26 protein-coding genes and 1 tRNA gene are annotated in these 23,981 nt (G+C 56.4%); 13 read left to right on the plus strand and 14 right to left on the minus strand.

Annotation, left to right across the window (positions count from 1 at the left end; all coding sequences use genetic code 11):
* Positions 1-6 precede the first annotated feature (6 nt).
* A complete protein-coding gene (gene purD, locus BAR1_RS13715; protein ID WP_118943545.1) occupies positions 7-1,269 on the plus strand; it encodes a phosphoribosylamine--glycine ligase in 1,263 nt (420 codons plus the stop codon).
* Between the two features lie 78 nt (positions 1,270-1,347).
* A complete protein-coding gene (locus tag BAR1_RS13720) occupies positions 1,348-1,716 on the plus strand; it encodes a hypothetical protein (protein ID WP_118943546.1) in 369 nt (122 codons plus the stop codon).
* A 166-nt stretch (positions 1,717-1,882) separates the two neighbouring features.
* Here the strand turns inward: BAR1_RS13720 and BAR1_RS13725 are convergent, their stop codons facing one another.
* On the minus strand, positions 1,883-2,620 hold the full coding sequence (locus BAR1_RS13725) for an FG-GAP repeat domain-containing protein (RefSeq protein ID WP_118944488.1): 738 nt from the start codon (positions 2,618-2,620) through the stop codon (positions 1,883-1,885).
* Positions 2,621-2,700: 80 nt separating this feature from the next.
* Entirely contained in the window at positions 2,701-3,024 is a 324-nt protein-coding gene (locus tag BAR1_RS13730; protein WP_118943547.1) for a 2Fe-2S iron-sulfur cluster-binding protein, read from the minus strand.
* A 157-nt stretch (positions 3,025-3,181) separates the two neighbouring features.
* Between BAR1_RS13730 and BAR1_RS13735 the strand changes: the two genes are divergently transcribed.
* Both BAR1_RS13735 and BAR1_RS13740 read left to right on the plus strand, forming a co-directional pair.
* Entirely contained in the window at positions 3,182-3,598 is a 417-nt protein-coding gene (locus tag BAR1_RS13735; protein ID WP_118943548.1) for a peptidoglycan-binding domain-containing protein, read from the plus strand.
* 79 nt (positions 3,599-3,677) lie between these two features.
* Positions 3,678-5,564, plus strand: coding sequence for an ABC transporter ATP-binding protein (locus BAR1_RS13740; RefSeq protein ID WP_228408559.1), 1,887 nt, complete (start codon positions 3,678-3,680; stop codon positions 5,562-5,564).
* Positions 5,565-5,949: 385 nt separating this feature from the next.
* Here the strand turns inward: BAR1_RS13740 and BAR1_RS13745 are convergent, their stop codons facing one another.
* The 4 genes from BAR1_RS13745 to BAR1_RS13760 all read right to left on the minus strand — a co-directional run bounded on the left by BAR1_RS13745 (position 5,950) and on the right by BAR1_RS13760 (position 8,985).
* Positions 5,950-6,396 carry a hypothetical protein gene (locus BAR1_RS13745; protein ID WP_118943549.1) on the minus strand — a complete coding sequence of 149 codons (447 nt, stop codon included), beginning with the start codon at positions 6,394-6,396 and terminating at the stop codon, positions 5,950-5,952.
* A 466-nt stretch (positions 6,397-6,862) separates the two neighbouring features.
* On the minus strand, positions 6,863-7,237 hold the full coding sequence (locus BAR1_RS18055) for a hypothetical protein (protein WP_162891795.1): 375 nt from the start codon (positions 7,235-7,237) through the stop codon (positions 6,863-6,865).
* A 204-nt stretch (positions 7,238-7,441) separates the two neighbouring features.
* Positions 7,442-8,260, minus strand: coding sequence for a M90 family metallopeptidase (locus BAR1_RS13755; RefSeq protein WP_118943551.1), 819 nt, complete (start codon positions 8,258-8,260; stop codon positions 7,442-7,444).
* A gap of 50 nt (positions 8,261-8,310) precedes the next feature.
* Positions 8,311-8,985, minus strand: coding sequence for a TIGR04283 family arsenosugar biosynthesis glycosyltransferase (locus BAR1_RS13760; RefSeq protein WP_118943552.1), 675 nt, complete (start codon positions 8,983-8,985; stop codon positions 8,311-8,313).
* Positions 8,986-9,055: 70 nt separating this feature from the next.
* Here BAR1_RS13760 and ygfZ point away from each other — a divergent pair, with 70 nt between their 5' ends.
* Positions 9,056-9,790, plus strand: coding sequence for a CAF17-like 4Fe-4S cluster assembly/insertion protein YgfZ (gene ygfZ / locus BAR1_RS13765; protein ID WP_118943553.1), 735 nt, complete (start codon positions 9,056-9,058; stop codon positions 9,788-9,790).
* A gap of 193 nt (positions 9,791-9,983) precedes the next feature.
* Here the strand turns inward: ygfZ and BAR1_RS13770 are convergent, their stop codons facing one another.
* From BAR1_RS13770 to efp, 4 genes are all read right to left on the minus strand, one after another.
* Positions 9,984-11,288: a hypothetical protein gene (locus BAR1_RS13770; protein WP_118943554.1), complete on the minus strand. Its 1,305-nt coding sequence runs from the start codon at positions 11,286-11,288 to the stop codon at positions 9,984-9,986.
* Positions 11,289-11,405: 117 nt separating this feature from the next.
* On the minus strand, positions 11,406-11,657 hold the full coding sequence (locus BAR1_RS13775; protein ID WP_118943555.1) for a type II toxin-antitoxin system Phd/YefM family antitoxin: 252 nt from the start codon (positions 11,655-11,657) through the stop codon (positions 11,406-11,408).
* 303 nt (positions 11,658-11,960) lie between these two features.
* Complete coding sequence (locus BAR1_RS13780; protein ID WP_118943556.1) at positions 11,961-12,431, minus strand: GNAT family N-acetyltransferase; 471 nt, start codon at positions 12,429-12,431, stop codon at positions 11,961-11,963.
* 24 nt (positions 12,432-12,455) lie between these two features.
* On the minus strand, positions 12,456-13,019 hold the full coding sequence (efp, locus tag BAR1_RS13785; RefSeq protein ID WP_118943557.1) for an elongation factor P: 564 nt from the start codon (positions 13,017-13,019) through the stop codon (positions 12,456-12,458).
* Positions 13,020-13,228: 209 nt separating this feature from the next.
* Here efp and BAR1_RS13790 point away from each other — a divergent pair, with 209 nt between their 5' ends.
* Positions 13,229-13,540, plus strand: coding sequence for a DUF6280 family protein (locus tag BAR1_RS13790; protein WP_118943558.1), 312 nt, complete (start codon positions 13,229-13,231; stop codon positions 13,538-13,540).
* Positions 13,541-13,692: 152 nt separating this feature from the next.
* Positions 13,693-14,901, plus strand: coding sequence for an SAM-dependent methyltransferase (locus tag BAR1_RS13795; protein WP_118943559.1), 1,209 nt, complete (start codon positions 13,693-13,695; stop codon positions 14,899-14,901).
* Here BAR1_RS13795 and BAR1_RS13800 read toward each other — a convergent pair.
* Complete coding sequence (locus BAR1_RS13800) at positions 14,898-15,491, minus strand: cobalamin biosynthesis protein CobQ (RefSeq protein WP_162891796.1); 594 nt, start codon at positions 15,489-15,491, stop codon at positions 14,898-14,900. The genes BAR1_RS13795 and BAR1_RS13800 overlap by 4 nt on opposite strands.
* A 50-nt stretch (positions 15,492-15,541) precedes the next feature.
* Here BAR1_RS13800 and BAR1_RS13805 point away from each other — a divergent pair, with 50 nt between their 5' ends.
* Positions 15,542-16,987, plus strand: coding sequence for a cobyric acid synthase (locus BAR1_RS13805; RefSeq protein ID WP_118943561.1), 1,446 nt, complete (start codon positions 15,542-15,544; stop codon positions 16,985-16,987).
* Positions 16,988-16,996: 9 nt separating this feature from the next.
* On the opposite strand, the gene BAR1_RS13810 is transcribed toward BAR1_RS13805, so the two are convergent.
* The 3 genes from BAR1_RS13810 to BAR1_RS13820 form a co-directional block, all read right to left on the minus strand.
* Positions 16,997-17,650: a hypothetical protein gene (locus BAR1_RS13810; RefSeq protein WP_118943562.1), complete on the minus strand. Its 654-nt coding sequence runs from the start codon at positions 17,648-17,650 to the stop codon at positions 16,997-16,999.
* 72 nt (positions 17,651-17,722) lie between these two features.
* Positions 17,723-19,090, minus strand: a complete 1,368-nt coding sequence (locus BAR1_RS13815; RefSeq protein ID WP_228408560.1) for a TolC family outer membrane protein — start codon at positions 19,088-19,090, stop codon at positions 17,723-17,725.
* 56 nt (positions 19,091-19,146) lie between these two features.
* Complete coding sequence (locus tag BAR1_RS13820) at positions 19,147-19,800, minus strand: protein-L-isoaspartate O-methyltransferase family protein (protein ID WP_118943564.1); 654 nt, start codon at positions 19,798-19,800, stop codon at positions 19,147-19,149.
* Between the two features lie 279 nt (positions 19,801-20,079).
* Between BAR1_RS13820 and dctP the strand changes: the two genes are divergently transcribed.
* The 5 genes from dctP (at position 20,080) to BAR1_RS13845 (ending at position 23,944) form a co-directional block, all read left to right on the plus strand.
* Positions 20,080-21,078: a TRAP transporter substrate-binding protein DctP gene (gene dctP / locus BAR1_RS13825; protein ID WP_118943565.1), complete on the plus strand. Its 999-nt coding sequence runs from the start codon at positions 20,080-20,082 to the stop codon at positions 21,076-21,078.
* A gap of 130 nt (positions 21,079-21,208) precedes the next feature.
* A complete protein-coding gene (locus BAR1_RS13830; RefSeq protein WP_162891797.1) occupies positions 21,209-21,685 on the plus strand; it encodes a TRAP transporter small permease in 477 nt (158 codons plus the stop codon).
* A gap of 3 nt (positions 21,686-21,688) precedes the next feature.
* On the plus strand, positions 21,689-23,002 hold the full coding sequence (locus BAR1_RS13835) for a TRAP transporter large permease (RefSeq protein ID WP_118943567.1): 1,314 nt from the start codon (positions 21,689-21,691) through the stop codon (positions 23,000-23,002).
* Positions 23,003-23,168: 166 nt separating this feature from the next.
* Positions 23,169-23,242, plus strand: a tRNA-Cys gene (locus tag BAR1_RS13840).
* Positions 23,243-23,494: 252 nt separating this feature from the next.
* A complete protein-coding gene (locus BAR1_RS13845; RefSeq protein WP_162891798.1) occupies positions 23,495-23,944 on the plus strand; it encodes a hypothetical protein in 450 nt (149 codons plus the stop codon).
* Positions 23,945-23,981 lie beyond the last annotated feature (37 nt).

The raw sequence follows: 23,981 nt of genomic DNA on the forward strand, positions 1-23,981 counted from the left end.
GACGATATGAATATCCTTATTCTGGGAAGCGGCGGGCGCGAACATGCGCTGGCCTGGGCGGTGAAACAGAACCCCAAATGCGACCGGCTGATTGTGGCGCCGGGCAATGCGGGCATCAGTCAGATCGCGGAATGCGCCGATATCGACATCATGGATGGCGGCGCGGTGGTGGAATTTGCCACCGGCAACGCGGTGGATTTCGTGATCATCGGACCCGAGGCCCCTTTGGCCGCCGGTGTTGCCGACCGGCTGCGCGATGCGGGCATCCTGTGTTTCGGGCCAAGTCAGGCCGCGGCACAGCTTGAGGCCTCCAAGGCCTTCACCAAGGAAATCTGCGCCGCCGTGAACGCCCCCACCGCCGCCTATGGCCATTTCACCGATGCCGAGGCCGCCAAGGATTACGTCCGTGAGCAAGGCGCGCCGATTGTGGTCAAGGCCGATGGTCTGGCCGCTGGCAAGGGTGTAATCATGGCGATGGATGTGGACACGGCACTGGCCGCGATTGACGACATGTTCGGCGGCGATTTCGGTGCGGCGGGCGCGGAAGTGGTGATCGAGGAATTTATGGAGGGCGAGGAAGCATCGTTCTTTGTGCTGTGTGACGGCGAAAACCTGTTGCTGATCGGCACGGCCCAAGACCACAAGCGCGCCTATGACGGGGACAAGGGGCCGAACACCGGCGGCATGGGCGCCTATTCCCCCGCGCCGGTGATGACCAACGCGGTGATTGCCAAAACAATGGATGAAATCGTCACCCCGACGATAGCCGAAATGGCGCGGCGCGGGATGCCGTTTCAGGGGGTGCTGTTCGTCGGGCTGATGATCAAGGATGGTCAACCGCGTCTGGTGGAATACAACGTGCGCTTTGGCGATCCGGAATGTCAGGTGCTGATGATGCGGCTGGGGGCGCAGGTGTTTGACCTGCTACAGGCCGCAGCCGAGGGGCGGCTGGATCAGGCACAGGTGAACTGGGCCGATGACCACGCGCTGACGGTGGTGCTGGCGGCGGATGGCTATCCCGGCGCCTATGAGAAGGGCAGCGTGATTGATGGACTTGACGGCCTGCCCGAGGACAGCACGCATATGCTGTTCCACGCGGGCACGGCCGAAAAGGACGGGCAGATCATAGCCGTTGGCGGGCGAGTTCTGGCCGCCACAGCGCGCGGCGCGACACTGGCCGAGGCACAGGCGCGAGCCTATGCGATGGTGGACAGGATTGACTGGCCGCAAGGGTTTTGCCGGCGCGATATTGGCTGGCGGGCGTTGTAGGGGCCGAACATTTCGGTTTAAATCATAAAGGCCAAGATGCAGACCCACGCGCAAAAGACCCGATTAAGGGAATAGAAAATGCCCTCACAAGCTGAATATTTCAAGAATTTCATAAGCACTCTCAAAGACCAAAAAGTACTGAATGATCAAGAGATCGAGGAAGCTTTAAAATATCTGGACGGGATAAAAGGTGTTTTCTCAGACAAGTTTTTCATATCCGGATACGAGAACCTGGCCTGGTTCATATGTAAAAAATTCATGGTTCAGAGACTGAAAGAATTTATAAAACAAAATACTGAAATGTTGGTCCAAGATAAAGGTGCAAGGTTTTATTTTGTGCAGGCCCTGCTGGAAAAGCCGGGGATCACCGATCCTGAAAGGAAAGAACTAATTCTTATCGCACCTGAAATCTATCAGACGTATTTGCTAGGCCGGTTTTTTCGCTGAAACATTCCTAGCATAAAAGTAATATCCTACTGGGTCATAATTTCATTTTATACCAACACATCGTGGGACATGTCATTTCGTACAATGCTATTATCGGACCTCTAAAATGGTGTGGCTACCAAAGCCCTGACATCGCGCTGAACACAGCGCAGGCCAGACACAGCCCCTACATCCGGCACTCCATCGCCCGCTTAAACGAATTCCGCCCCTTGTGCCGACCAATCACAGCACTGCGGATTTCCTTGCCATCAAACACCGAGGCCACGATCTGGCTCCAGTCCGCATTGGCGGTGATCATCTGCGGCCCCGCCCCGCAATCGCGGATGCCGCCGGAAATATAGGTCTGGCCGATCCGGTGGTTGGTCAACCCGCCCTGTTCGGCCACTAGGGTCAGCCGGCCATCCCTGTAACGCCAGATTTTCAGCAGCCGCGCCAAATGCGGGCGGTCGATGTAGGCGATCTCGATGTTGCCGTCGCCATCCAGATCAGCCGCGCCGATCGGGGCCAGCCAGCGGTGGCTGCGGCCGATATGCGGGGTGGCGGTGATTTTCTTCAGCACCCCGTCAACCAGCCCGTAAACCGCCAGTGACGCCCCCTTGCCGATATCGGTCTCGATCACGATGATTTCGGCGCTGCCATCCCCGTCCAGATCGGCCAGACGCGGGGCGAGATCCTCGAACACGCGGGTTTTTGGCAGGGTGATTTCCTCGAATATATAGGGACCATGCGCGGCGGACCCTTGCCGCACATAGGTCAGGCTGCCCCATTCGATGTCATCGCCCAGAATACCGTGGTCATAGCGCCGGTTCGGCTGGCCGAAATAGACATGCACACCGGGCAGTAAAATACCCTCGCGGTCCGTTACCCGCCCATCAACGCAGCCGCCAGCTTCGGACAGGGCCATGCAATGGCCTTCGGGCGCGGCCTGAACCTGTGCCGCGAAAAGCGCCGCAAAGCAAGCGATGAGCGCCCCCCGCCACATGGTCAGATCTGTTTTTCAGGCAATTGCACGATCAACCCGTCCAGATCATCGGTCACCTTGATCTGGCAGGTCAGCCGCGAACGCACCTCGTCGGGCTGATAGGCAAAGTCCAGCATGTCCTCTTCCATCGCGTCCTTGGCTGGCACTTTCTCCACCCAGTCAGGGTGCAGATAGACGTGACAGGTGGAACAGGCACAGGCACCGCCGCAGTCGGCCTCGATGCCGGGCACGTTGTTGTCGCGCGCGGCCTCCATCACGGTCAGGCCATTGGCCACCTCCACAACGTGCTCGGTGCCGTTGTGCTCGATAAATGTAATCTTCGCCATTTCGCTTCCCTTGTATCAAAGCTTTCGTGCATTTTCTAACCTTGCCAGATAAACCCTGCCAAGCCGTTTTACCAGAGCCAAGTCAAAACCGCTTTCGCCACAAGGGCCAAGCGGCTAGTATCGCGACCAGTTGCCACAACGAGAACAGGAAACAGGCATGATCCGTATCACTGCGCTTATCACGGCCGGCGCCCTGTTTCTGACGGCCTGCCAGACCGGAACGGGGGTGGGCACCATCACCCAGACCGAAACCATAACCCTGCACAGAACCCGGCCTGCAAACCCGCCCCCCGACACCTGCTGGGCCAGCCAGACCGCCCCGCAAACGGATGGCGATATCTGGTTCCAAACCCCCTGCCCCGATGCACTGGACACGGATTTCATCAATACCCTGCAACGGGCGCTCAAGGCGCGGGGCCTGTATGACGGAGAAATTGACGGCACCCTGGGCACAGGCACCCGAAAGGCCATCCGGACCTATCAGGCCGCGCACGGTCTGGACAGCGATGTGCTGGCGCTGGATGCCGCGCGTCAACTGGGCCTGATCGCCTATCCGCGCCCCGACAAGGCATAAAACGGAGCGCGCCAATGCTTGCACCAAAGCGCGCGGCAAGCTAAGCACAGTGAACAACTGCCCACAGGACAAGGCAACCGTGACAAAAACCCCCTCATCCGATCCCTATTCCTCGCGCACGCTGATGCGGCGCCTCTGGAACGGCTACCTGAAACACCACAAATGGTGGATGGCGCTGGCCATAGTGCTGATGGTGATCGAGGGCAGCACGCTGGCCATCCTGTCCTATATGCTGCAACCGATGTTCGACAATGTATTCGCAGCGGGCAACAAGCAGGCGGTCTGGTGGGTTGGCGGCATTATCTTCGGGCTGTTTCTGGTGCGGGCCATCACCCAGTTGGCGCAGAAAACCATCATGACCCGTATCGCGCAGAAAACATCAACCTCGATGCAGGTGGACCTTTTGCGCCACCTGATGCGGCTGGATTCAGTTTTTTTCCAGAAAAACCCGCCCGGCGCGCTGATGGAACGGGTGCAGGGCGACACCAACGCTGTGCAACAGGTCTGGGGCGTGATCATTTCAGGTGCGGGCCGCGACGCGATCTCGCTGATCTCGCTGCTGGGGCTGGCCCTGTCGATCGACTGGGTATGGACGCTGGTCGCGGTAGTCGGTGCGCCCTTGCTGGTGGTGCCGGTCTATGTGCTGCAAAAATACATCCGCCGCAAAACCAGCCACATGCGCCAGCAGGCCTCGCTGCGCTCGACCCGTCTTGACGAGGTATTCCACGGTATCAACCCGATCAAACTGAACCTGCTCGAGGAATATCAGGCCAACCGCTTTTCCTCGATCATCGACACGATCGTGTCCGCCGAAGTCAAAACCGCCGCCAGCCGCGCCATGATCCCGTCCCTGATCGACATCATCACCGGCCTCGGATTTTTCGGCGTGATGATCGTCGGCGGGCAGGACATCATCGAGGGCGAAAAAACCATCGGCCAGTTCATGAGCTTCTTTTCCGCCATGGCGCTGGCCTTCCAGCCGATGCGCCGGCTGGGCAGCATTTCGGGCATCTGGCAGGTCGCCGCCGCCAGTCTGGAACGGCTGTACCGGCTGTTCGACACCGAGCCGACCATAGTATCCCCCGCCACCCCCGCCAAACCGGTCAAGGATACCGAACTGGTGATGCAGGACGTCACCTTTGCCTATGACGACACACCGGTTCTGAACGCCACCACCCTGACCGCCGAGGCCGGCAAAACCACCGCCCTTGTGGGCGCGTCGGGGGCGGGCAAAAGCACCATCTTCAACGTGCTGACCCGTCTGGTCGAACCGCAATCGGGCAAAACCACCGTCGGCGGCACCCCGATCAACGAACTGGCCCTGAACGATTTGCGCGGCATGTTTTCCGTGGTCACGCAGGACGCGCTTCTGTTTGACGAAACCATCCGCGAAAACATCCTGCTGGGCCGCACCGATGTAAGCGACCACCAACTGCAAGACGCGCTTGACGCGGCCCATGTCACCGACTTCCTGGACAAACTGCCAAACGGTCTGGACACCCCCGCCGGCCCACGCGGCTCCAACCTGTCCGGCGGCCAGCGCCAGCGCGTCGCCATTGCGCGGGCCATCCTGCGCGACACCCCGATCCTGCTGCTGGACGAAGCCACCTCGGCCCTTGACGCCCACTCCGAAGCGGTGGTGCAAAAGGCGCTGGAACGCCTGTCCAAAGGGCGCACCACACTGGTCATCGCCCACCGCCTGTCCACCATCCAGAGCGCCGACAAAATCATCGTGATGGAAAAGGGCCGCGTGGTCGACCAAGGCACCCACGAGGAACTGCTGGCCGGCGGCGGCATCTATGCCGAGTTGCACCGCCTGCAATTCAAGGAAAACGCCCCGATTGGCGGGGCAAACCCGCTTGACCCGCCAGAGGGACCAGCGGGCAACGGGGGCGGGCTGACGGTGAATGGCGGCGAGAAGACGGGGCTGTTTTCACGGTTTGCACGGCGGTTGTTCGGGCGGTAATAAATCCCCCCCCCAAAAAAATTTGCGCGATACTGTGCCGCCAACACGCAATAAAATGGCAGCGCCCGACCTGGTGGGCGCGTGGCACAACAGGTTCCTCTTGTCACAACGCCTGCGTAAATCTTTTACCTTTCAAGTGATTGCACCATTGCAAAGCGCCCTCCATGGGGAGGTCGGGCGCTGTCATTTTATTGCAAAATGACGGGTGCAAGTGGACAGGGTGTGCCTTGCAGAAGCTGCTATAATACCTTTCAAGAAAACACGCCGGTATCTCGACAGCTTTGCGGCTACATACAAAACACGCGTAATGAAGATTATGTTAATTATAATTCCATTCCATGGTTGGCAACAGGCCAGATTTTCCATAACCAACTCTAAGCATTATTCAGCGAATAAACCGTATGGCGTCCTCATAAGGAATCCCTTTCCCCTGGATACGCGATTTCAAGTCGTGGATAAATTCAGTAATTGCACACTCATCATTCGGTGTTCTTTGGTATTTTCTCAATGCTGGCCCAAGATAGTATAATAACAGCCCAATATCTTTTGGGGTGTCTGGTAGATGGTCCTTTATGGCCCTGATAAAAGCAGGGATCGACATAAAGGATAAAAAATCTTCGTATCCCCTAGAAGATGCAAATGGAATGTTTTGCAAGTAAGCGTTAGCCAATATTAATTGCTCACGCTTTTTCCAACTTCTATGAGCGAGAACAATAGGATATAATTTCCCACCATCAGATTCAGGTGGATATTTTTTAAGCACCCAAGCAGCGGCATCAGCAGAACTCAATGTCCTGATATACGCACATTCCTTTCTATATTTTTCAAGCATAATCAATTACCTGTGTAATTAACAAATGATTGTTGGGCGGCCCTGAAAACAGGATTGGGCGGTTTTTGAAATTCCTTCTATATTCATTTTTTCTTACGCCTTTGCGGCTTTGAATTAGCGGCGACTTCGATATGTGTTGTCATTTGTTCATAAAGACCAAACAGGTGTTCAACGCGTTCACCATAGCAGAAGGGCCGATTTAAGCTCACCCTACCTCGGCAGAGATTAATATTTTTTGCAAGCGGGGAAATGAACTTGAACAGCTTCATTATTTCGGAAGTAGTTTCCTGATTTTTTCAAGTTCATTTGCTATTTCATGCATACCCTTTTCTATAAAGCCGCCATTAAAGCCATCACGTCCTTCGAATATGTAAATGAGAGTTTCGCGATCTAGCGAACTTGGATATGACGCCCAACTAATTTCAACGTTAAATTTTATGTCATAGACGTCTCTGGTCATGACGCCCTACCGAGAAAGCACACGGCCCGGTGGAAGGTATGATACGTCAACCAAAGTTTCCGTTTGATCCTCACCTGTTGTTCCATTGGCTTGTGGCAAAGGAGGCGTAATCTTTGCTTTGATATCGAATGCCGCAGCATTGCCTGTATTTCTAACCACCAGATTTAATGCGGTTGGATCGGCTAAGCTTGATTCAATGCCACAGACTACAAATGGTCGAGAGGTCATTTTTGCAAGTTCTGAGGTTTCGACGGCAAGAACACGAGTAACGCGCCAAAGCGCGAGCGTTGCCAGTGCCGTTATAAATGCAGCGGCCAATTGGGCTACAGTTAGAATATTTTCCCCCACCCTGATCCATGTAATAAAGGTTTCAAACCACACTAATTAATTCCTCTTAATAAAATGTTGAGACAATTGTAATGTAACGCATAATCGCAGCAATGTAAGGGCTCACCTAACCGCGAAGGTCTACCTTCCGTCATGAATGCCGGAAACACTTTAGGTTCACTAGTCATATTCATTTGCACACGAAGCGAATGCGGGAAAAGTCTGCATAGCTGCCTGTCGCGCACTTCTTCAGGCACCTCAAATCACCCCCTCCCACCCCGCCGGATCCAGCCGAAACAACTCCACCAACTGCCCGTAAACCTCCGGCTCGGCCTGTTTCAGCGCCTGTGGCTTCTCGAAAAACACCTCGACCGATACCGCGAAAAACTCCTGATGGCCCTCGGCCCCGTAGGGATCAATCACCGTGTGATGCCCCCGCTCGACAGCCCGCACATGGCGCTCGTACGCCTCAATAAACACCCGCGCCCATTCGGCAAAGCTCTGGCCCTTGTTCATCAGGGGCGCGCCGTCGGTATGGCCGGACAGGTTGTCGATCTGGTGGGCGAATTCATGCAGCACCACGTTGTGCCCATCCCTGTCATTCAACGCCCCCTGCTCGCTATCGGCCCATGACAGCACCACCGGCCCCCGCAGCCAGCTTTCCCCCGTGCGCACGATTTCGCGTTCGGTCACCACATAGCCGCTGTGCTGTTTCTGAAGCGATTTGAAGGCGCCGGGATAGATCAGGATCGTGCGCAGGTTTTTGTACCACTGGTCGATATTCACCACCAACAGGCAGGCCTGCGCGGCAATCGACAGCTCCATCTCCTCGCTCACCTCCAGCCCGCCGCGCCCGACGAATTGAACCTGATTCAGGAACAGGTTGATCTTGCCCTCCAGCGGCCCGTGGAATTGGGCCGGCAACCGCCGGACCAGCGGCACTTCCTCCAGCACAATAGCGCGCTGACGCTCGGTCAGCGGCGTGGCCAGCAGTTTTTTGCGCGCCTGCCGTCTGGACCAATGCCGCACCCCGAGGGCGGCGATGACAAGAAGGATCAGATAGACAAAGATCGGCATAGGGGTTTGTTACACTCTGCCGACGGGAAATGGTATCGGGAAATACCCCCTCAATACCCCCGCCCCAACCGCGCCGGATCACCCCCCGCCAGATACCGCAGCAGCCGCCACAGGTTGCGCGCCCCCTGCCGCAGCCATCCGGCCTGCCGGTATCGTGCCGCACTGGTGCGGGCCATAACCGGCAACATGCGCAACCGCCCCCGCAAGGCGCGCGCCATCGCCACGTCCTCCATCAGCGGCATATCCGCATAGCCCCCCACCGCGTCGTATAACCCGCGCGAGATCAGCAAGCTCTGATCGCCATAGGGCAACCCGAACAGACGCGCCCGCAGATTGGCCCAGCCCGCCACCCAGCGCGGCGCAAACCCCTGCGCGTCAAACGCCAGCCGGAAATACCCCGCCCCCTGCCCGCCACGGATATGCGCCTGCACAACCGACGCCCAGCCCGCCGACAACTCCGTATCCGCATGCAAAAACAGCAACCACTCGCCCCGCGCCACATCAGCCCCGCGCCGCAACTGCCCGCCACGCCCCGCCGCCCCGCGCACCACCTCGGCCCCCGCCGCCTCGGCCAGCGCGCAGGTCGCATCGGTTGAGCCGCCATCCGACACCACCAGCTCGCGGATCAACCCGCATTCCAGCCCCTCGACCAAAGCCCGCAAGGTCACCGGCAGCCCCGCTTCGGCGTCCAGCGTCGGTATGATTATGCTTAACGGTGCGCGCATCCATGCCCTCTGGTTCCCGTCCCCCATCCCCCCTATATTACGTCCGAACGCATATGGGGAGCCGCAAAATATGAAACGCCAGCTATTCGACATCACCGGAACAGACCGCACCACCTTTCTGCAAGGGCTGATCACCAACGATGTGGGCAAGGCCAAAGACGGCCTGCTCTACACCGCCCTGCTGACCCCGCAGGGCAAATTCCTGTCCGATTTTTTCCTGCTGGACCTTGGCGACCACCTGCTTCTGGACGCCCCGGACCTGACCGCCCCCGACCTGATCCGCCGCCTGACCATGTTCAAACTGCGCGCCGATGTGCAGATCACCCCCTCTGATACCCGCGTCAGACGCGGCACCGGTTTGATGCCCGAAGGCGCATGGGCCGACCCGCGGCACGAGGCGCTCGGCTGGCGGCTCTACGGCACCGAAAGCGGCAGTGACGCCACCGACTGGGACGCCATCCGCGTTCCCCATTGCATCCCCGAAACAGGGGTCGAGCTGATCCCGAATGAAACCTACATCCTCGAGGCCGGATTCGAGCGGCTGAGCGGAGTCGATTTCAAAAAGGGCTGCTATGTCGGACAGGAAATCATCGCCCGTATGAAGCATAAAACCACGCTGAAAAAGGGCTATGTGACGGTGGCGATTGACGGCGCGGCCCCCGTTGGCACCCCGATCACATCAGACGGCAAACCCGCCGGAACCCTGTTCACGCAGGCAGGGGGGCAGGCCATCGCCTATCTGCGGTTTGATCGCGCCAAGGGGGCGTTGGTGGCGGGGGAGGCCACAATCACCGCCTCAACATAATGCAACCCATTTTGCAAAAATGCCAGCCCCCGACCGGGTGGGGGCCTGCGCCATCGGTTTGCATAAATTCGACGCCATCATTCACCGATGAGCCAGCAAACAGACGCAACGCCGCAAAAGCCCCCGCCATGGGGCGGTCGGGGGCTGTCATTTTTGCAAAATGACGGGGGGGGGATGGGAGAAATGCTTACCTCTAGCCCTCATCCCGCCGAAAATGATCAGCCTTATCCAGAAGCAACAACCTTCTTTTCAATGCATTTTGTTCAGCATCTCTCGCGCCTTTTGAATCTGGTAAGTCAAGGAATTCCCAAAAATCTTTTAGTGACCGAAATTTGAACCCGTTCAGAATATAAAGTTCCATATAGTGGACAATGAACTGAAGCATTTGAAATGCTAACAATTCATCATCGTTCGCATTTATTGCATGCCCATGGGAAATAAGGTTTCGACGATGTGCAAGGTGCTTCCCTATGATCCGGGGTTCAATATTGTTTCCAAAGGCGTTTGAAGCCCGATATAATTTTTTCGCAATAGTCTGAGAGCGATCTCCAGTTATATTTTCAAACAGCCTCCAGCCTTCGAGGAATGTTTCCTCGAGATTAGGATTTGAAAACGCTTTATAATACCGCGCCAGTGCGGACTTACATTGATTTCGCCATGGGGATCTAGCAACACCTCTGGAGAGCTTGTCATAGCGCCGTTCCCAAGCCTGCACCTTCCTAGAATCCAGCTTATGCTTTGGGCCACCGACCCAATTCTCATGCCAAAACCCGTCATGCGTTAATGCACCATTTGCAAAATGTGTTGTCGTATGAGGGCCTATTAAAACTTCCGAAACAGGCAAATTACCTGCGGTTCTGAACGATATACGCCTATATTTTCCCCTGTCTTTCGCTAGATTTACCAATCCTAATATTTCATAAACCGCCTCTGACGCCCGCTCATTTGCGTCGAAGGGACTATTGGCTTTTACATGCGTGATACAAATTGAACATTTCTCCAAATCAACAAGATTAGATTTAGTAAATAATACTTCATAGCCTTGTTTTGCCTTCTGTAGTCCTCGTTCACTAATGATTTTCTTATAAGGTTTGGATTTCTTAGAAGGTGTGAAATTAACGGTTACGTCACCTATCCTCTTTTGCCCGAAAAGGAATTCAGGCTTGTTCCATATTGGGAATACGACTTTATAAGGTTTAATTTCTATATTCTGAAATTTATTTCGCAGTTGGTAAGCAATTTTTCTAAAATCTGCCTCGGAAAAGTTAGCCTTAAGATTGGGCGATAAGAGAACCTCTTTGATAATTTTAATTCTCAGTGTGTCTGTTCTAACTTCGAATTTTGATGCTGAGACTAAAAAAGACACCCAAGTCTCAAGGCCGCCAAAACCGCCGGTAAACGATACTTTCCCCTCAGGCGAGAGGGTTCTCATCTCTTTCAGTTTATTAAATAATAATTCAATTTCTTCCCCACTGAACTCGTCTTTCCAAAACTTCATAGTGTGTAACCCACCTAAATTCAGATCTCCCCTTATTGTGAGCTTACCAGATATGATTCAACTTTGGCGATACCAAAGCTGGTTGCAGAAAAATTGAAACAGCTAGCGGGGAACCCCTCACCGCCGCACCATCCCCGGCTCGCCCCTCTTGGCCCGCTCCCAGGCGTCCGCCCGCATCAGATATTCCAGTTCCTTCTGCCGCACCGATTTGCGGTCGAACTCTTCCAGACGGTCCAGATCGCGGACCGATACCAGCGCCGCCACCTCGGTTTTGTGGCGGTAGATCAGGAACCGTTTGCCGCCAAACCTGACCTGTGACAAATGCTGCCCCAGCGTCTTGCGCAATTCTGTGTTTGTGACAAATTCCATAGGCGCACCCCCGTGTTCTAAAGCATGTCGCACCAAATTGAATTCACCAACCGGACCGAACGCATTCGCTATTGCGAACGCTGCCTCGGTCCGGTCGGTGAATGCTTGAACCCGGTCAGGCGCGACACGCTATACCCCTGACGATCCGAAAACGGAATCGTACATTTCAACGGGGAAAATGTACCCTTTGTGCGATTTACCGATCGTTACTGCCCCGTCCGCAAAACGGGGCCGGAATGTTGCATTTTTTATTTCGGCCGCAGCGCCCCGTAGGGCGGGGTTCACCCCGCCACCCCGTCAAAATCACCGCCCGCCGATCCGCCGGATCATATTCAGCCCCGTTACCCGAAACCCCGCAGTCCGGTATAACCGCTGCGCCCGCGCGTTATCCGCCGCAACCCTAAGCCCGATCTGCGTGATCCCCTGTTCTAGCAACAGCGCCTCCAAAGCCTTCAACGCGGCCTTGCCCAGCCCTTTGCCCTGAAGCCCCGGCAGGATGTGGAAATCATAGATAAATGCCGATTGTGCCGGCAAATCCGGCCTGTACCACAGATACCCGGCAAGCCCTTCGTCCTGACCCAGGACAGACAGCAAAACCTGCCCGTCCGTATCCACCCCGTCGGGCAAATCCGTGGCGATTTCCTGCTTTGCCTGCGCCAGCGCATCCGCCGGCGACTGGTCATAATTAGCCGTAATTTCAAGGGCATAGTCGGGCAGAAAATACGCCAGATAACCGGCGTATTCCTGTTGCAGCATGGGGCGTAATTTTATCAACTCCACCTCCTGTGCGAATGGGCGTCAGGCGCGTTCCGAGTATTCCATCGTCACCGTATCGACGATGATCTCCTCGTCCTGCCCGATGAACGGCGGCACCATCACCCGCACCCCGTTGTCCAGCAGGGCCGGTTTGAAGGACTTGGCGGCAGTCTGGCCCTTCACCACCGGTTCGGTCTCGACCACCTTGCAGGTGACTTTTTGCGGCAGGGTGGCGTTCAGGGCCTCGTCCTCGTGATACTCGATCACCACGGTCATGCCGTCCTGCAGGAACGGGCGGCGGTCGCCCAGAATGTCGGCGGGCAGTTCGATCTGCTCGTAGGTGTCCATATCCATGAACACCAGCATGCCGTTGGTTTCATACAGGAATTGCTGATCTTTCTGCTCCAGCCGCACGCGCTCCACCTTGTCCGCCGCACGGAACCGTTCGTTCAGTTTGCTGCCGTTGCGCAGGTTTTTCATTTCAACCTGTGCGAATGCGCCGCCCTTGCCGGGTTTCACATGGCCGACTTTGACAGCCACCCACAGTTGGTCGTTATGTTCCAGCACATTGCCGGGGCGAATTTCGTTTCCGTTGATTTTAGGCATTGATAAAACCTTAGCAAAAGGTTGAAGGGAATTTGCCAGCACCTATATATTGGTGATCCCACAGGGGCAAGACGCCTATATATCGGATTTGCCACCGCCAGCCATGCATCGAACGCATGGCTGCCATGCATTATCTCGGTAGCCGAATCACTTAAGATCGGTCATAAGGAGCGTTACGCCGCAAAGAGCAAGAGCAAAAAGGATCGGTAATGCGAGATTTCGTAGATGGTACAGCATTCAACCACGAGCAGGGCAACCGCTCGCGGAAACTGTTTGCCGCAGTCGTTCTGGCTGCGCTGGATGATGCTATTGCAGATGACAAAAAATACGGCAACGGCCCCGAGCAGATTGCACGCTGGGCCCGGTCCCGCGATGGCCGCGAGGTTCTGTCCTGCGCCGGTATCGACCCCAACGAGCGGGTTGTCAGCGGTCTGATGGAATTTGTCGGCAAGGGTGTGCGCACCTCGGTCGCGCTGTCGCGTGAGGAATCCGAGCGTCGCCAGCAGGCAGAAGCCGCCTAACCTGACCGGATAGCAAACCAACAAACGCATCTCGATTTCGGGGTGCGTTTTTTTGTGTCCGGTGTCAGCAGATCTGTAAATTTGCCTTTTTACCCGCCTCTGGGCATACTTCTTGCGAATTTGATGAAAATCTTTGCAAGGGGGCACACAAGATGAATGTCCTGACGACGATTAAAGGTCAGCACGACTTGCCGCGCTATTTCGCGCCGGTTTACCGCAAACTGTCACAAATCCATACCGGCCGTTTGTCGGTCACCCTACCGGATGGACGCCTGTTTCAGGTCGAAGGGCAACATACCGGCCCTTCGGGGCAAATGGAGATTCACAACGGGGATGTTTTCGCCCGCCTGTTGCGCGAAGGTAATCTGGGCTTTGCCGAGGCCTATCTGGATGGCTGGTGGAGCACCCCCGATCTGCAATCCCTGCTGGATGTTCTGGCGGCCAATCAGGATGTGGTGGCGCAAAACGCACCCGGATCATCCGTTGTTCGTGTGATCGAGCAATTGCGCCACCGGATGCGCAGCAACACCAAACGGCAGGCGGTGAAGAACATCCACCAGCATTACGATCTGGGCGAGGCATTTTTCAGCAAATGGCTGGATGAAACCATGTCCTATTCCGCCGCCCGTTATATCACCGGCAAGGAAGACCTGAAAACCGCTCAACTGCAGAAACTGGCATTGATGTGTGACTCGCTGGAGCTGAAAGAAGGCGATCATCTGCTGGACATCGGTTGCGGCTGGGGCGGATTTGCCCTGTTCGCCGCCCGCCGCGGGGCGCAGGTGACAGGGCTGACGATCAGCAAGGATCACTATGATTACTGCACCGCATTGATGAAACGCGAAGGGGTCTCGGAGAGGGTGAAAATTGTGATGCGGGACTATCGCGATGAAACCGGCCGCTATGACGGTATCGGCTCGATCGAGATGATAGAACATGTGGGTGAAAAATTCTGGCCCGACTATTTCAGCATGATCAACAGGTGTCTGAAACCGGGCGGCAAGGCCACGGTACAGGCAATCACTATCGAGGATGCGTTGTTCCCGTTATACCGGCGCAATATCGATTTCGTGCGCAAACATATCTTTCCCGGCGGGATGTTGCCCTGTCCACAGGCGATCAAGGATAACATCCGCAATGCCGGAATGGATCTGGTCGGGGAATTCGATCTGACCGACAGCTATTCAAGAACCCTGCGCGAATGGGGCAGTGCCTTCAACACCCGCTGGGATGAAATCAAGGCGCTGGGGTTTGACGAACAGTTCAGACGGATGTGGGGCTGGTATCTGGCGGTTAGTGCGGCGGGCCATGCCTATGGGTCAACCGCTGTCACCCAGTTCACCATGCAGCGCCCCGCCTAATGCCAGTGCCCGTTGCCATCCGTCATTGCAACGCCCCACAGGACAAGCGGCACGAATAACACCGCTGTGGTGCCGCCAACCACATATCTTGCCCAACGCCCGCGATGGCGCTGCCACAGGATAAAGCACAGGATGAAATCCATCAGCAGTTCCAGCGGCGCAATGATCCTGCCGTAATAGCGGCTGTCCCAATAACTGACCGGACTTTGGAAGACCCAATCACTCAGCGGCCAGAAATGCGGGCGGGCGTCATCGTGGTGCAACAGGAAATCCGTGACCAGATGCAGGATCGCCGCACCGGCAAAGGCGATCACCAAAGGTTTCCTGCGCCACAGGCCGAACCCCAGCAACGCGCCCCACAGAATGAAACTGTTGTCATAGGCAAAGACCTGCATCCATTCGCGGGAAAAGTAGTACTGCCCGAACACCACATCCGGTGGAATATTCTGCACAAACAGCGCCCAGCCCGCCATCACATAGAGCGATATATCCGGTGCCAACCCGCCCAGCAGGGCGGCGGCGGTAATTCTTGCGTGGTTTGCACGGCCAAAGACGGCAGCGCCCAGCAACATATGCGATGGCGTGTTCAAGTCGCGTTTCCTGCTTGTTTCCTGACCCAAGCATAGGGATAAAGGGCGCAATGGCAAAATCACTTATGATACAGGGCGCAGGCTCGAATGTTGGCAAGTCGATGCTGGTTGCCGGTTTGGCGCGGGCCTATGTGCGGCGCGGGCTGTCAGTGCGCCCGTTCAAACCGCAGAACATGTCGAACAATGCCGCCGTGACAGTGGATGGCGGCGAAATCGGCCGTGCGCAGGCGTTGCAGGCGCGGGCGGCGGGGGTGGATCCGGTGACGGATATGAACCCCGTGTTGCTGAAACCCGAAAGCGATATCGGCGCACAGGTGGTGGTTCAGGGGCAGCGGATTGCCACGCTGAAGGCCCGCGACTATTCCGCGATGAAGGCCACTTTGATGCCCGAGGTGCTGGAAAGTTTCCGACGGCTGGCGGATGGCGTCGATCTGGTTCTGGTCGAGGGCGCGGGCAGTCCTGCGGAAATCAATCTGCGGCACGGCGACATTGCCAACATGGGCTTTGCCGAGGCCGCGCATGTGCCGGTGGTTCTGGTCGGCGACATTGATCGCGGCGGGGTGATCGCGCAACTGGTGGGCACGCACGCGGTGTTGCCCGATACGGACCGCGACCGGATCAAAGGGTTCATCGTCAACAAATTCCGCGGCGATGTCAGCCTGTTTGCCGAAGGCGCGCGCGAGATCGCCCAGCGCACCGGCTGGACCGATATCGGCACCCTGCCGTGGTTTGCCGAGGCGTGGCGCCTGCCTGCCGAGGATGTGATGGACATTGCCTCGCGCAAGGGCGGGGCCTTCAAAATCGCCGTGCCGCGCCTGTCGCGGATTGCCAATTTTGATGATCTGGACCCGTTGGCCGCGGAACCCGATGTAACGGTCGAAATCATTGACGCCGGCCGCCCCCTGCCCGGGGATGCCGATCTGGTGCTGATCCCGGGCACCAAATCCACCATTGCCGATCTGGCCTATTTCCGCGCGCAGGGTTGGGACATAGACCTTGCCGCGCATCTGCGGCGCGGCGGGCATGTGCTGGGCCTGTGTGGCGGCTATCAGATGCTGGGGCGCAAGATTATTGATAAAGACGGGATCGAAGGACATGCGGGCGAATTCGAGGGGCTGGGCCTGCTGGATGTGGTGACGGAAATGTCGCCGCAAAAACGGCTGGAACAGGCGACGGCCACCTATTTGCCGACCGGCGATATGGTGCGGGGCTATGAAATCCATATTGGGGCCACCACGGGACCGGATTGCGCGCGGGCCTGGCTGGATATTGACGGGCGGATGGATGGGGCAGCGTCACCGGACAGGCGGGTGTTGGGCAGCTATATGCACGGGCTGTTCACCGCGGACGGGTTTCGCGCTGCTTATCTGACAGGGCTGGGCGGAACGGCAGGAAATGCCGGATATGACGATACGGTCGAGCAGACGCTAGATGCGCTGGCGGATCATCTGGAACGGCATCTGGATCTGGATGCGCTGCTGAAACTGGCCGAGTAGCGACAGGTCCTAGTCGAAATCCTGCGCGGCCAGAACGCGGTTGATCTCGCGGCGGACCAGCTTACGCACATTGCGGGTGATCCGCTCGCCCAAGGCCCCTTGCAGTTCCTGCCGCACGATTTCGCTGACCATTTCACGCAGGGCTTCTTCGTCGAATTCCGGATCATCACCGGCAAACAGACCAGCGGCCAGATCGTCTTCGATGATTTCGGCATCCTCGATTTCGTCGATTGGTTGTTTGGTGCCCATCATATCCTTTATGGGCGCAGTCATCACCGCTTCGGCTTCGGCGTCTTCTTCAAATTCGCTTCCGTCCGGCTCCCATTCTTCGTCCTGATCGCCTATTGCGGCTTCCAGTTCGGCAATGGTGCTTTCCAGCGATGTCTGGTTTGTCTTGCTGTCGGAAGGCTTGGTTTCGCTGTCTTCCGGCTCGGCTGCATGGCGGAAAGTCGCGGTCTCGGCTGGCTCTTCCTTGGCGTTGGCAGCCCCTTTGGGCGTATCGGAAACACGGAAATCCGCCGTCAGAATAAGCTTGGCAGCTGCCGAAGGTTTCTTGGCCGCAACGTCTGCTTTTGCAGCCGATTTGCCCTCTTCGCCAGACACAAGCCGGCGGATAGATGTCAGGACATCTTCGATTTCTGCATTTGATACTGATTCAGACATGGAACTTCCCGATTTCGCGTCACTGGAACTGATAACGCCATGCTTAACACCAGACAACCGATTGGCGCAATTCTATTCTTTTCCCAATGCCCGCAAAACACGATCCAGACGTTTGCCGCGCGAACTGTCGGCCGGTGCATTGGCAACAGCGTTGTAATAGGCCGTGGGATCATAGGTGCGAATACCCAGTTTCAGGTGATCAACCGTCAGCAGACCCATCGCCGACAACAGCGAGTAAGTGGCGATATACTGATCGGTCAGCGCCGAAATGCGGTTGGCTTCGGCATCCAGCAATTCCTGTTCGGCGTCCAGCACATCAAGCGTGGTGCGGGCCCCAAGAGTTGCTTCTTCTTTTACACCCTTGAAGGCGACGCGGGCCGCCTTGATCTGGCGAACCGTGGCCGCAAGTGTTGCACGGGCAACCTGAAGCGAAGCCCATGAATTCCCGACCCCTTGCGCGACATCCAGACGTGTCAGATGTAAACCGGCGCGGGTCTGGTCACGGCGTGCAACTGCCTGACGGAAAAGCGAGCTGAGCTTGCCACCCTGATAGATCGGCCCACCCAATTCGATCCCGATCGAGGAGGAATCCAGACCGTAACTGTCATGGTTTACCCGCCCGGTCAGGCTGACCCGTGGCTTCATCAACGCATTGGCCTGCTCGATCCCGATTTCGGCGGCAGTGACTTCGTGTTGAATTTTACGCATCAATGGATGGGTCACATAGGCAACCGACCGTGCTGCATCAATTGATTTTGCCGTTGCCGGTGCTTTTGGCGCAGGCCGCAAACCTTTGGGGTAATGGCCAATCGCAGCACGGTATTCTTCGCGTGAACGGGCCAGCCCGCCTTGTGCTGCTGCCAGATTGGCGCGCGCCAGTGCCAAGCGGGATTCGGCAATAGAAACATCCGTGCGGGTTACTTCGCCAACCTCGAACCGGTCCTTGGCCGCACGCAACTGTTCGCGGATCACACGCACGTTGTTTTGGCGCAGGGATACAAATTCGGTATCGCGACGCACGTTCATATAGGCGGTTACAGCGCGCAACAGAACGGATTGCTCGACATTCACCAGCCCTTCGCGGGCAGCCAGTACCGACTCTTTCTTGCCTTCGATGGCGAATTTCGATCCCCCGCCATCATACAACAGCAACGAAGCCTGCAAGCCCAGATTCCCCGAAAGGTAATCCCGTCCCGGCAATACCGGATCGGCATAGGTTGCATTTGCATAGTAACTTAGAACCGGGCGCAGGGCGGAAACAGCCTGTGCCACATCTTCGTCGGCGGCCCGCAACAGGGCGCGGTTTTGTTCCAGCAGCCCCGAATTTTTGTAAGCCGAGATCAGCGCGTCTTTCAGCCCCTCGGCCTTGGCGACCGGCGCTGTTGCAAGGGTGATTGCGGCGAAAGCAGCCGCAAGGATCGGTTTTACTCTGTAGCCCACGTTGCACCTCATACTGTTCTTGTTTTTCCTACGGCCCTTACAATCAGATCTGTTTCCTACAAAACAAACCCCTTGGGGGCCTCGAACCCCGGCAATACCGGAGCACTTGCGTTAAATGCGAAACGCCAGGTGACTTCACCGTCGATCTTGTAACCGATCCGCGCAACACCCAGCGCATCTTCCATAAATATACAGCCGATACGACCGCCGTCTTTTAGCTGTGCCAGAATTGCGGCAGGAACAATTTCAACCCCGCCTTCGATCATAATCACGTCGTATGGGCCATGCTTGGCAGCCCCTTCTGACAGCTTGCTTTCAATAACTGCAGCATTGTCCACATCATTCGAGGACAATAGTTGCTGCGCTTCGGCCGCCATCTCGGCGTCGTCTTCTACTGCCACGACAGCTTCGGCCAACCGCGCTATAATGGCAGTAGAATAGCCTAAACCGCAGCCAATATCCAGAACCGTCTCGTCGGGACTGATATCCAGCCCGTCCAGCAGCTTGGCAAATGTGCGCGGTTCCAGCATCACGCGGGCAGACCCCAGCGCGACATTTTCGCTGACATAGGCCTCTTCGCGTTTGTTTTCCGGGACATAGGCTTCGCGCGGCACGTCCAGCATCGCCTCGATTATCGGGAATTTGGTCACATCCGAAGGACGGACCTGTGTATCAACCATCATTGTGCGGCGTGTGGAATAATCGCTCATCGCGTAAACCCATTCGTTTAGTTTGACTAAATCCCGTTTTGCCACAGATCATCGCCAGCGGCAACACACCACATGCAACGAAAGCCACCTGCGCGACAATAATATCCAGAACCACCAGATGTTCAGGCCGGTTTCAGGCTGTTTTTCCTGCCGAAATATCCTGCTATTTCGTTTGATGACCAACAATTGTTGACTCAAAATTGCTCTTACCCAACTATACCGGCACAAAAATATAAAAATAATAACCAATAAAAACGTTAATACCAAAGGGAGATAACCGTGAAACATACACATGTTTTCAAAGCCGCCATTGCCGCTTTTTCTATCGCTGCCAGCATCGGATCTGTTAGTGCCCAGGAAATCGAACTGCGCGCATCGCATCAATGGAACACAAAGGACGTGCGCCATGAAATGGTGCAGATCATTGCGGATGAACTGGCCAAGGCGGATGTGGGCGTCAGCCTGACAATCTTTCCGTCCAAATCCTTGTATAAACCCAAGGAACAATGGGGTCCGCTGACCACAGGCGAATTGGACATTTCGGCCTTTCCGCTGGCCTATGCCGCCAAACGCCACCCCGAATTCGACGCGACCCTGATGCCGGGACTGGTTAAAAACCACGAACACGCGGCCCGTCTGAATGATTCAGAATTCATGGGCGACATCAAGGCAATTATCGAGGACTCCGGCGTGATGGTGATTTCCGACGCATGGCTGGCCGGTGGCTTTGCCTCGCGGAACAAATGCGTTCAAAGCCCCGAGGATGTGAAAGGGCAAGTGTTCCGCGCTGCCGGCAAGGCGTTCAACCGGATGCTGCAAGGGGCCGGCGCCTCGATCCAGTCGATGCCGTCATCGGAAATCTATACGGCCCTGCAACAGGGTGTTCTGGACGGGGCGAATACGTCTTCCGGCTCGTTTGTGTCTTACCGGATTTACGAGCAGGTGAAATGCCTGACTGCGCCGGGCGAACATGCGCTGTGGTTCATGTATGAACCGATCCTGATGTCCAAAGCATCGTTTGACCGGTTGAATGACGAACAAAAGACCGCCGTCATGGCCGCCGGTCGGGCCGCCGAAGACTGGTTCGCAGGCAAAGCCGCCGAACTGGACCAAACCATGGTCGATACCTTCAGCAAAGCCGGTGTCGAGGTGGTCACCATGAGCGCCGAACAAGCCGCCGCGTGGAAGGACATTGCCAACGAAACCTCTTATGCGGCCTTTGCCGAAAAGGTGGATGGCGGCAAGGAACTGATCGCCAAGGCGCTTGCTGTCGAGTGATCGTCAAACACAGCCACCGCCCCTGTCCTGCGATCCGGCGACAGGGGCGGTTCGGTTTGCAAAATAATCAACACAGGGCAACCAAAGCCCGACAGGTGAAAGTATCCCCATGATTTCCTGGATTGAACGCATGTCCGTCGTTGCCGGCGTCATTGCCTCGCTACTGATCGGTGTGGCGATTGTTATCGTCTGCCAGATGGTATTTATCCGCTACGTTCTGGTTGGCTCGGCCGCCTGGCAAACCGAAGTTGTTACCTTTTCTCTGGTGGCAGCAACCCTGTTGGGCAGCTCGTGGGTGTTAAAGGAACGGGGCCATGTCGCGGTTGGTCTGGTCACCGAATACGCCCCGTCACTGGTGCGCCGCATTATGCTGGCAATGGCCGACGGGGTGGTTTTGATCGTTGCGCTGATCCTGTTCTGGAAAGGGCTGGAAGTGACGCTCGAGGCCTGGCACGGCGACTGGACAAGTGACTCGATATACGAATTCCCGATGTGGGTCCCTTATGCCTCGATGCCCATCGGGTTTGGCCTGCTGGCGCTGCAATCCGTTGCCTGCATGATCAAGGTCTGGCGCGACGAAGATACCGCCCTGATCGGAGGGATCTAAGCCATGGAACCCGGATCAATCGGCCTGCTGATCGGCCTTGCCCTTTTCGTCCTGCTGGCGCTGCGCGTGCCTGTCGCCTTTGCGCTGGCCTTCACCGGCATCATGTTTCCCGTCATGTTCAAGGGTACCCTGTCGATATCGTCACTTGGCGAAGCCTTCTTTGCCAATCTGGCCGAATTCACCCTGCTGTCCATCCCGATGTTCATCGTCATGGGGGCCGCAGTCGCCGCATCACCGGCAGGCAAAGACCTGTACGAAGCGCTGGATCGCTGGCTGAACCGTGTGCCGGGCGGGTTGATCATATCCAATATCGGGGCCTGTTCGATCTTTGCCGCCCTGTCGGGGTCATCGCCAGCCACCTGCGCCGCAATCGGTAAAATGGGCATCCCCGAAATGCGCGAACGCGGTTACCCCGACGGGGTGGCCACAGGCTCGATCGCGGCGGGGGGCACGCTGGGCATCCTGATCCCGCCCTCGATCACCATGATCGTCTATGGCATCGCCACCCAGACCTCTATCGGGCGGTTGTTTCTGGCCGGATTGTTGCCGGGTCTGATGCTGACCCTTTTGTTCATGGGATGGTCGCTTTTCGCGGCGCACCGGGCCGGATACAGTTTTGCCAAAGGGCGCACCGTCAGTTGGCGCGACCGCTTTATCATCCTGCCGCGCGTTTTGCCGTTTCTGGCCATTATCGTTGGCGTTCTGTGGGTGCTATACGGCGGTGTCGCTACCCCGTCCGAGGCCGCCGGTGTGGGGGCTGCCTTTTGCGTGATACTGGCCGTGGTGATCTATCGCCTCTGGCAACCGCGCCACCTGTGGAAAATCCTGTCCACCTCGATGAAAGAAAGCGTGATGATCCTGATGATCATCGCCTGTTCGGCCGTATTCTCGCAAATGCTGTCGCAATTCTACATCACCCAGACAGTGGCCCAGTCCATCGCTGCCGCAGACCTCAGCCCCTGGACACTGATGTTAACCATCAACCTGTTCCTTCTGGTCGCCGGTTTCTTTTTGCCACCGGTTGCGGTGATCCTGATGACCGCCCCGATCCTGCTGCCAATCGTCACGCAGGCAGGGTTTGACCCCTACTGGTTTGCCGTGGTTTTCACCATCAACATGGAAATCGGCCTGATCACACCGCCCGTCGGCCTGAACCTGTATGTGATCAACGGGATCGTGCCCGATGTGCCATTGTCAACGATCCTGAAGGGCGCGCTGCCCTATATGCTGTGCATGGTTCTGGCGATCGTCCTGCTGTTCATTTTTCCGCAAATCGCCACATGGCTGCCCGATATGTGGATGGGGACGGCGCTGTGAATTGCCAAATGCCCGTCCGTTTCTATTGACCACGGATCAGGGCTGGACAAGCCCACTGGAAACGGCAATAAAGCCAGCGGATCGGTAAAGGGGCTGAATCAGCAAACTAACACCCCGCACCGACCAACGGCAAAACCAGGCTAACATCTTGGTTTTACACCACAAAGGCGAGTTGGCGGAGTGGTGACGCAGCGGATTGCAAATCCGTGTACACCGGTTCGATTCCGGTACTCGCCTCCAATGATTTCAAAGGGTTAGCAGGCTCTTGGAAAACGGTGTGAGAATGTTTTCACTTATGTTTTCACGTTTCCCGCTTTGTTCCCCCTCCGCGCCGCGCATCCTGAGCAACCTGCGCGCGGGCTTTTTGACGCGCGGCACCGGCATATCTGACCACAGAAGCGCGACTCGTGTGGCCGGTATCTTCTATAGATTTAATGTACATTGTGCCCTAGAAAGAAGCCATATCTACAACCGGTAAGCGGGCCCAAAACAATGAAAAAACTACTTAAGGTAATACTGATCGGCGTTATCGGGTTTATGGGATACGCGGCGTATGACAGCTATAAGGCTGGATATTTTAGCATTCCTGATCTTCCCGTCGGTGCTTACCCGATTTCATTTAAAAACGGTTTTCGAGCTATTCTTATTGATGCTGAAGTCAGTCGGCCGGATAGGGGCGAAGGAATGTCATTCTTCAGGCGCCTTACAGCAGCGAATCCCGAACGGAAATACCTTGGTCTCCCTCTCAATGTTCAACCTTGGTTCGAAGATGCGTGGTCTTGGTGCAAAAGCCCAACTGAAGAAGAATATGCTGGGCTTTCATCAATGCCGGAAGATATTCGCCAATTATTTGGAAATGCACGGTTTGATGGGATATGCCGGATCGACATCGACGGCCAAGAAATTACTCGGGGGCTAATTTTCTCGGTACCAAAATTATAAGGAGTTGAGTTGGTCGTAGCTTTTTTGGTTTGTTAGC

Origin of the sequence: Profundibacter amoris (genome assembly GCF_003544895.1) — a bacterium.
GTDB classification, from domain to species: Bacteria; Pseudomonadota; Alphaproteobacteria; order Rhodobacterales; family Rhodobacteraceae; genus Profundibacter; species Profundibacter amoris.

Excerpts from the sequence above, each read along its gene's own strand:
- purD (WP_118943545.1), top strand. The coding sequence starts at position 7 with ATGAATATCCTTATTCTGGGAAGCGGCGGGCGCGAACATGCGCTGGCC.
- BAR1_RS13720 (WP_118943546.1), top strand. The coding sequence starts at position 1,348 with ATGCCCTCACAAGCTGAATATTTCAAGAATTTCATAAGCACTCTCAAA.
- BAR1_RS13725 (WP_118944488.1), bottom strand. The coding sequence starts at position 2,620 with ATGGCCCTGTCCGAAGCTGGCGGCTGCGTTGATGGGCGGGTAACGGAC.
- BAR1_RS13730 (WP_118943547.1), bottom strand. The coding sequence starts at position 3,024 with ATGGCGAAGATTACATTTATCGAGCACAACGGCACCGAGCACGTTGTG.
- BAR1_RS13735 (WP_118943548.1), top strand. The coding sequence starts at position 3,182 with ATGATCCGTATCACTGCGCTTATCACGGCCGGCGCCCTGTTTCTGACG.
- BAR1_RS13745 (WP_118943549.1), bottom strand. The coding sequence starts at position 6,396 with ATGCTTGAAAAATATAGAAAGGAATGTGCGTATATCAGGACATTGAGT.
- BAR1_RS13755 (WP_118943551.1), bottom strand. The coding sequence starts at position 8,260 with ATGCCGATCTTTGTCTATCTGATCCTTCTTGTCATCGCCGCCCTCGGG.
- BAR1_RS13760 (WP_118943552.1), bottom strand. The coding sequence starts at position 8,985 with ATGCGCGCACCGTTAAGCATAATCATACCGACGCTGGACGCCGAAGCG.
- ygfZ (WP_118943553.1), top strand. The coding sequence starts at position 9,056 with ATGAAACGCCAGCTATTCGACATCACCGGAACAGACCGCACCACCTTT.
- BAR1_RS13770 (WP_118943554.1), bottom strand. The coding sequence starts at position 11,288 with ATGAAGTTTTGGAAAGACGAGTTCAGTGGGGAAGAAATTGAATTATTA.
- BAR1_RS13775 (WP_118943555.1), bottom strand. The coding sequence starts at position 11,657 with ATGGAATTTGTCACAAACACAGAATTGCGCAAGACGCTGGGGCAGCAT.
- efp (WP_118943557.1), bottom strand. The coding sequence starts at position 13,019 with ATGCCTAAAATCAACGGAAACGAAATTCGCCCCGGCAATGTGCTGGAA.
- BAR1_RS13790 (WP_118943558.1), top strand. The coding sequence starts at position 13,229 with ATGCGAGATTTCGTAGATGGTACAGCATTCAACCACGAGCAGGGCAAC.
- BAR1_RS13795 (WP_118943559.1), top strand. The coding sequence starts at position 13,693 with ATGAATGTCCTGACGACGATTAAAGGTCAGCACGACTTGCCGCGCTAT.
- BAR1_RS13805 (WP_118943561.1), top strand. The coding sequence starts at position 15,542 with ATGGCAAAATCACTTATGATACAGGGCGCAGGCTCGAATGTTGGCAAG.
- BAR1_RS13810 (WP_118943562.1), bottom strand. The coding sequence starts at position 17,650 with ATGTCTGAATCAGTATCAAATGCAGAAATCGAAGATGTCCTGACATCT.
- BAR1_RS13820 (WP_118943564.1), bottom strand. The coding sequence starts at position 19,800 with ATGAGCGATTATTCCACACGCCGCACAATGATGGTTGATACACAGGTC.
- BAR1_RS13830 (WP_162891797.1), top strand. The coding sequence starts at position 21,209 with ATGTCCGTCGTTGCCGGCGTCATTGCCTCGCTACTGATCGGTGTGGCG.
- BAR1_RS13835 (WP_118943567.1), top strand. The coding sequence starts at position 21,689 with ATGGAACCCGGATCAATCGGCCTGCTGATCGGCCTTGCCCTTTTCGTC.
- BAR1_RS13845 (WP_162891798.1), top strand. The coding sequence starts at position 23,495 with ATGAAAAAACTACTTAAGGTAATACTGATCGGCGTTATCGGGTTTATG.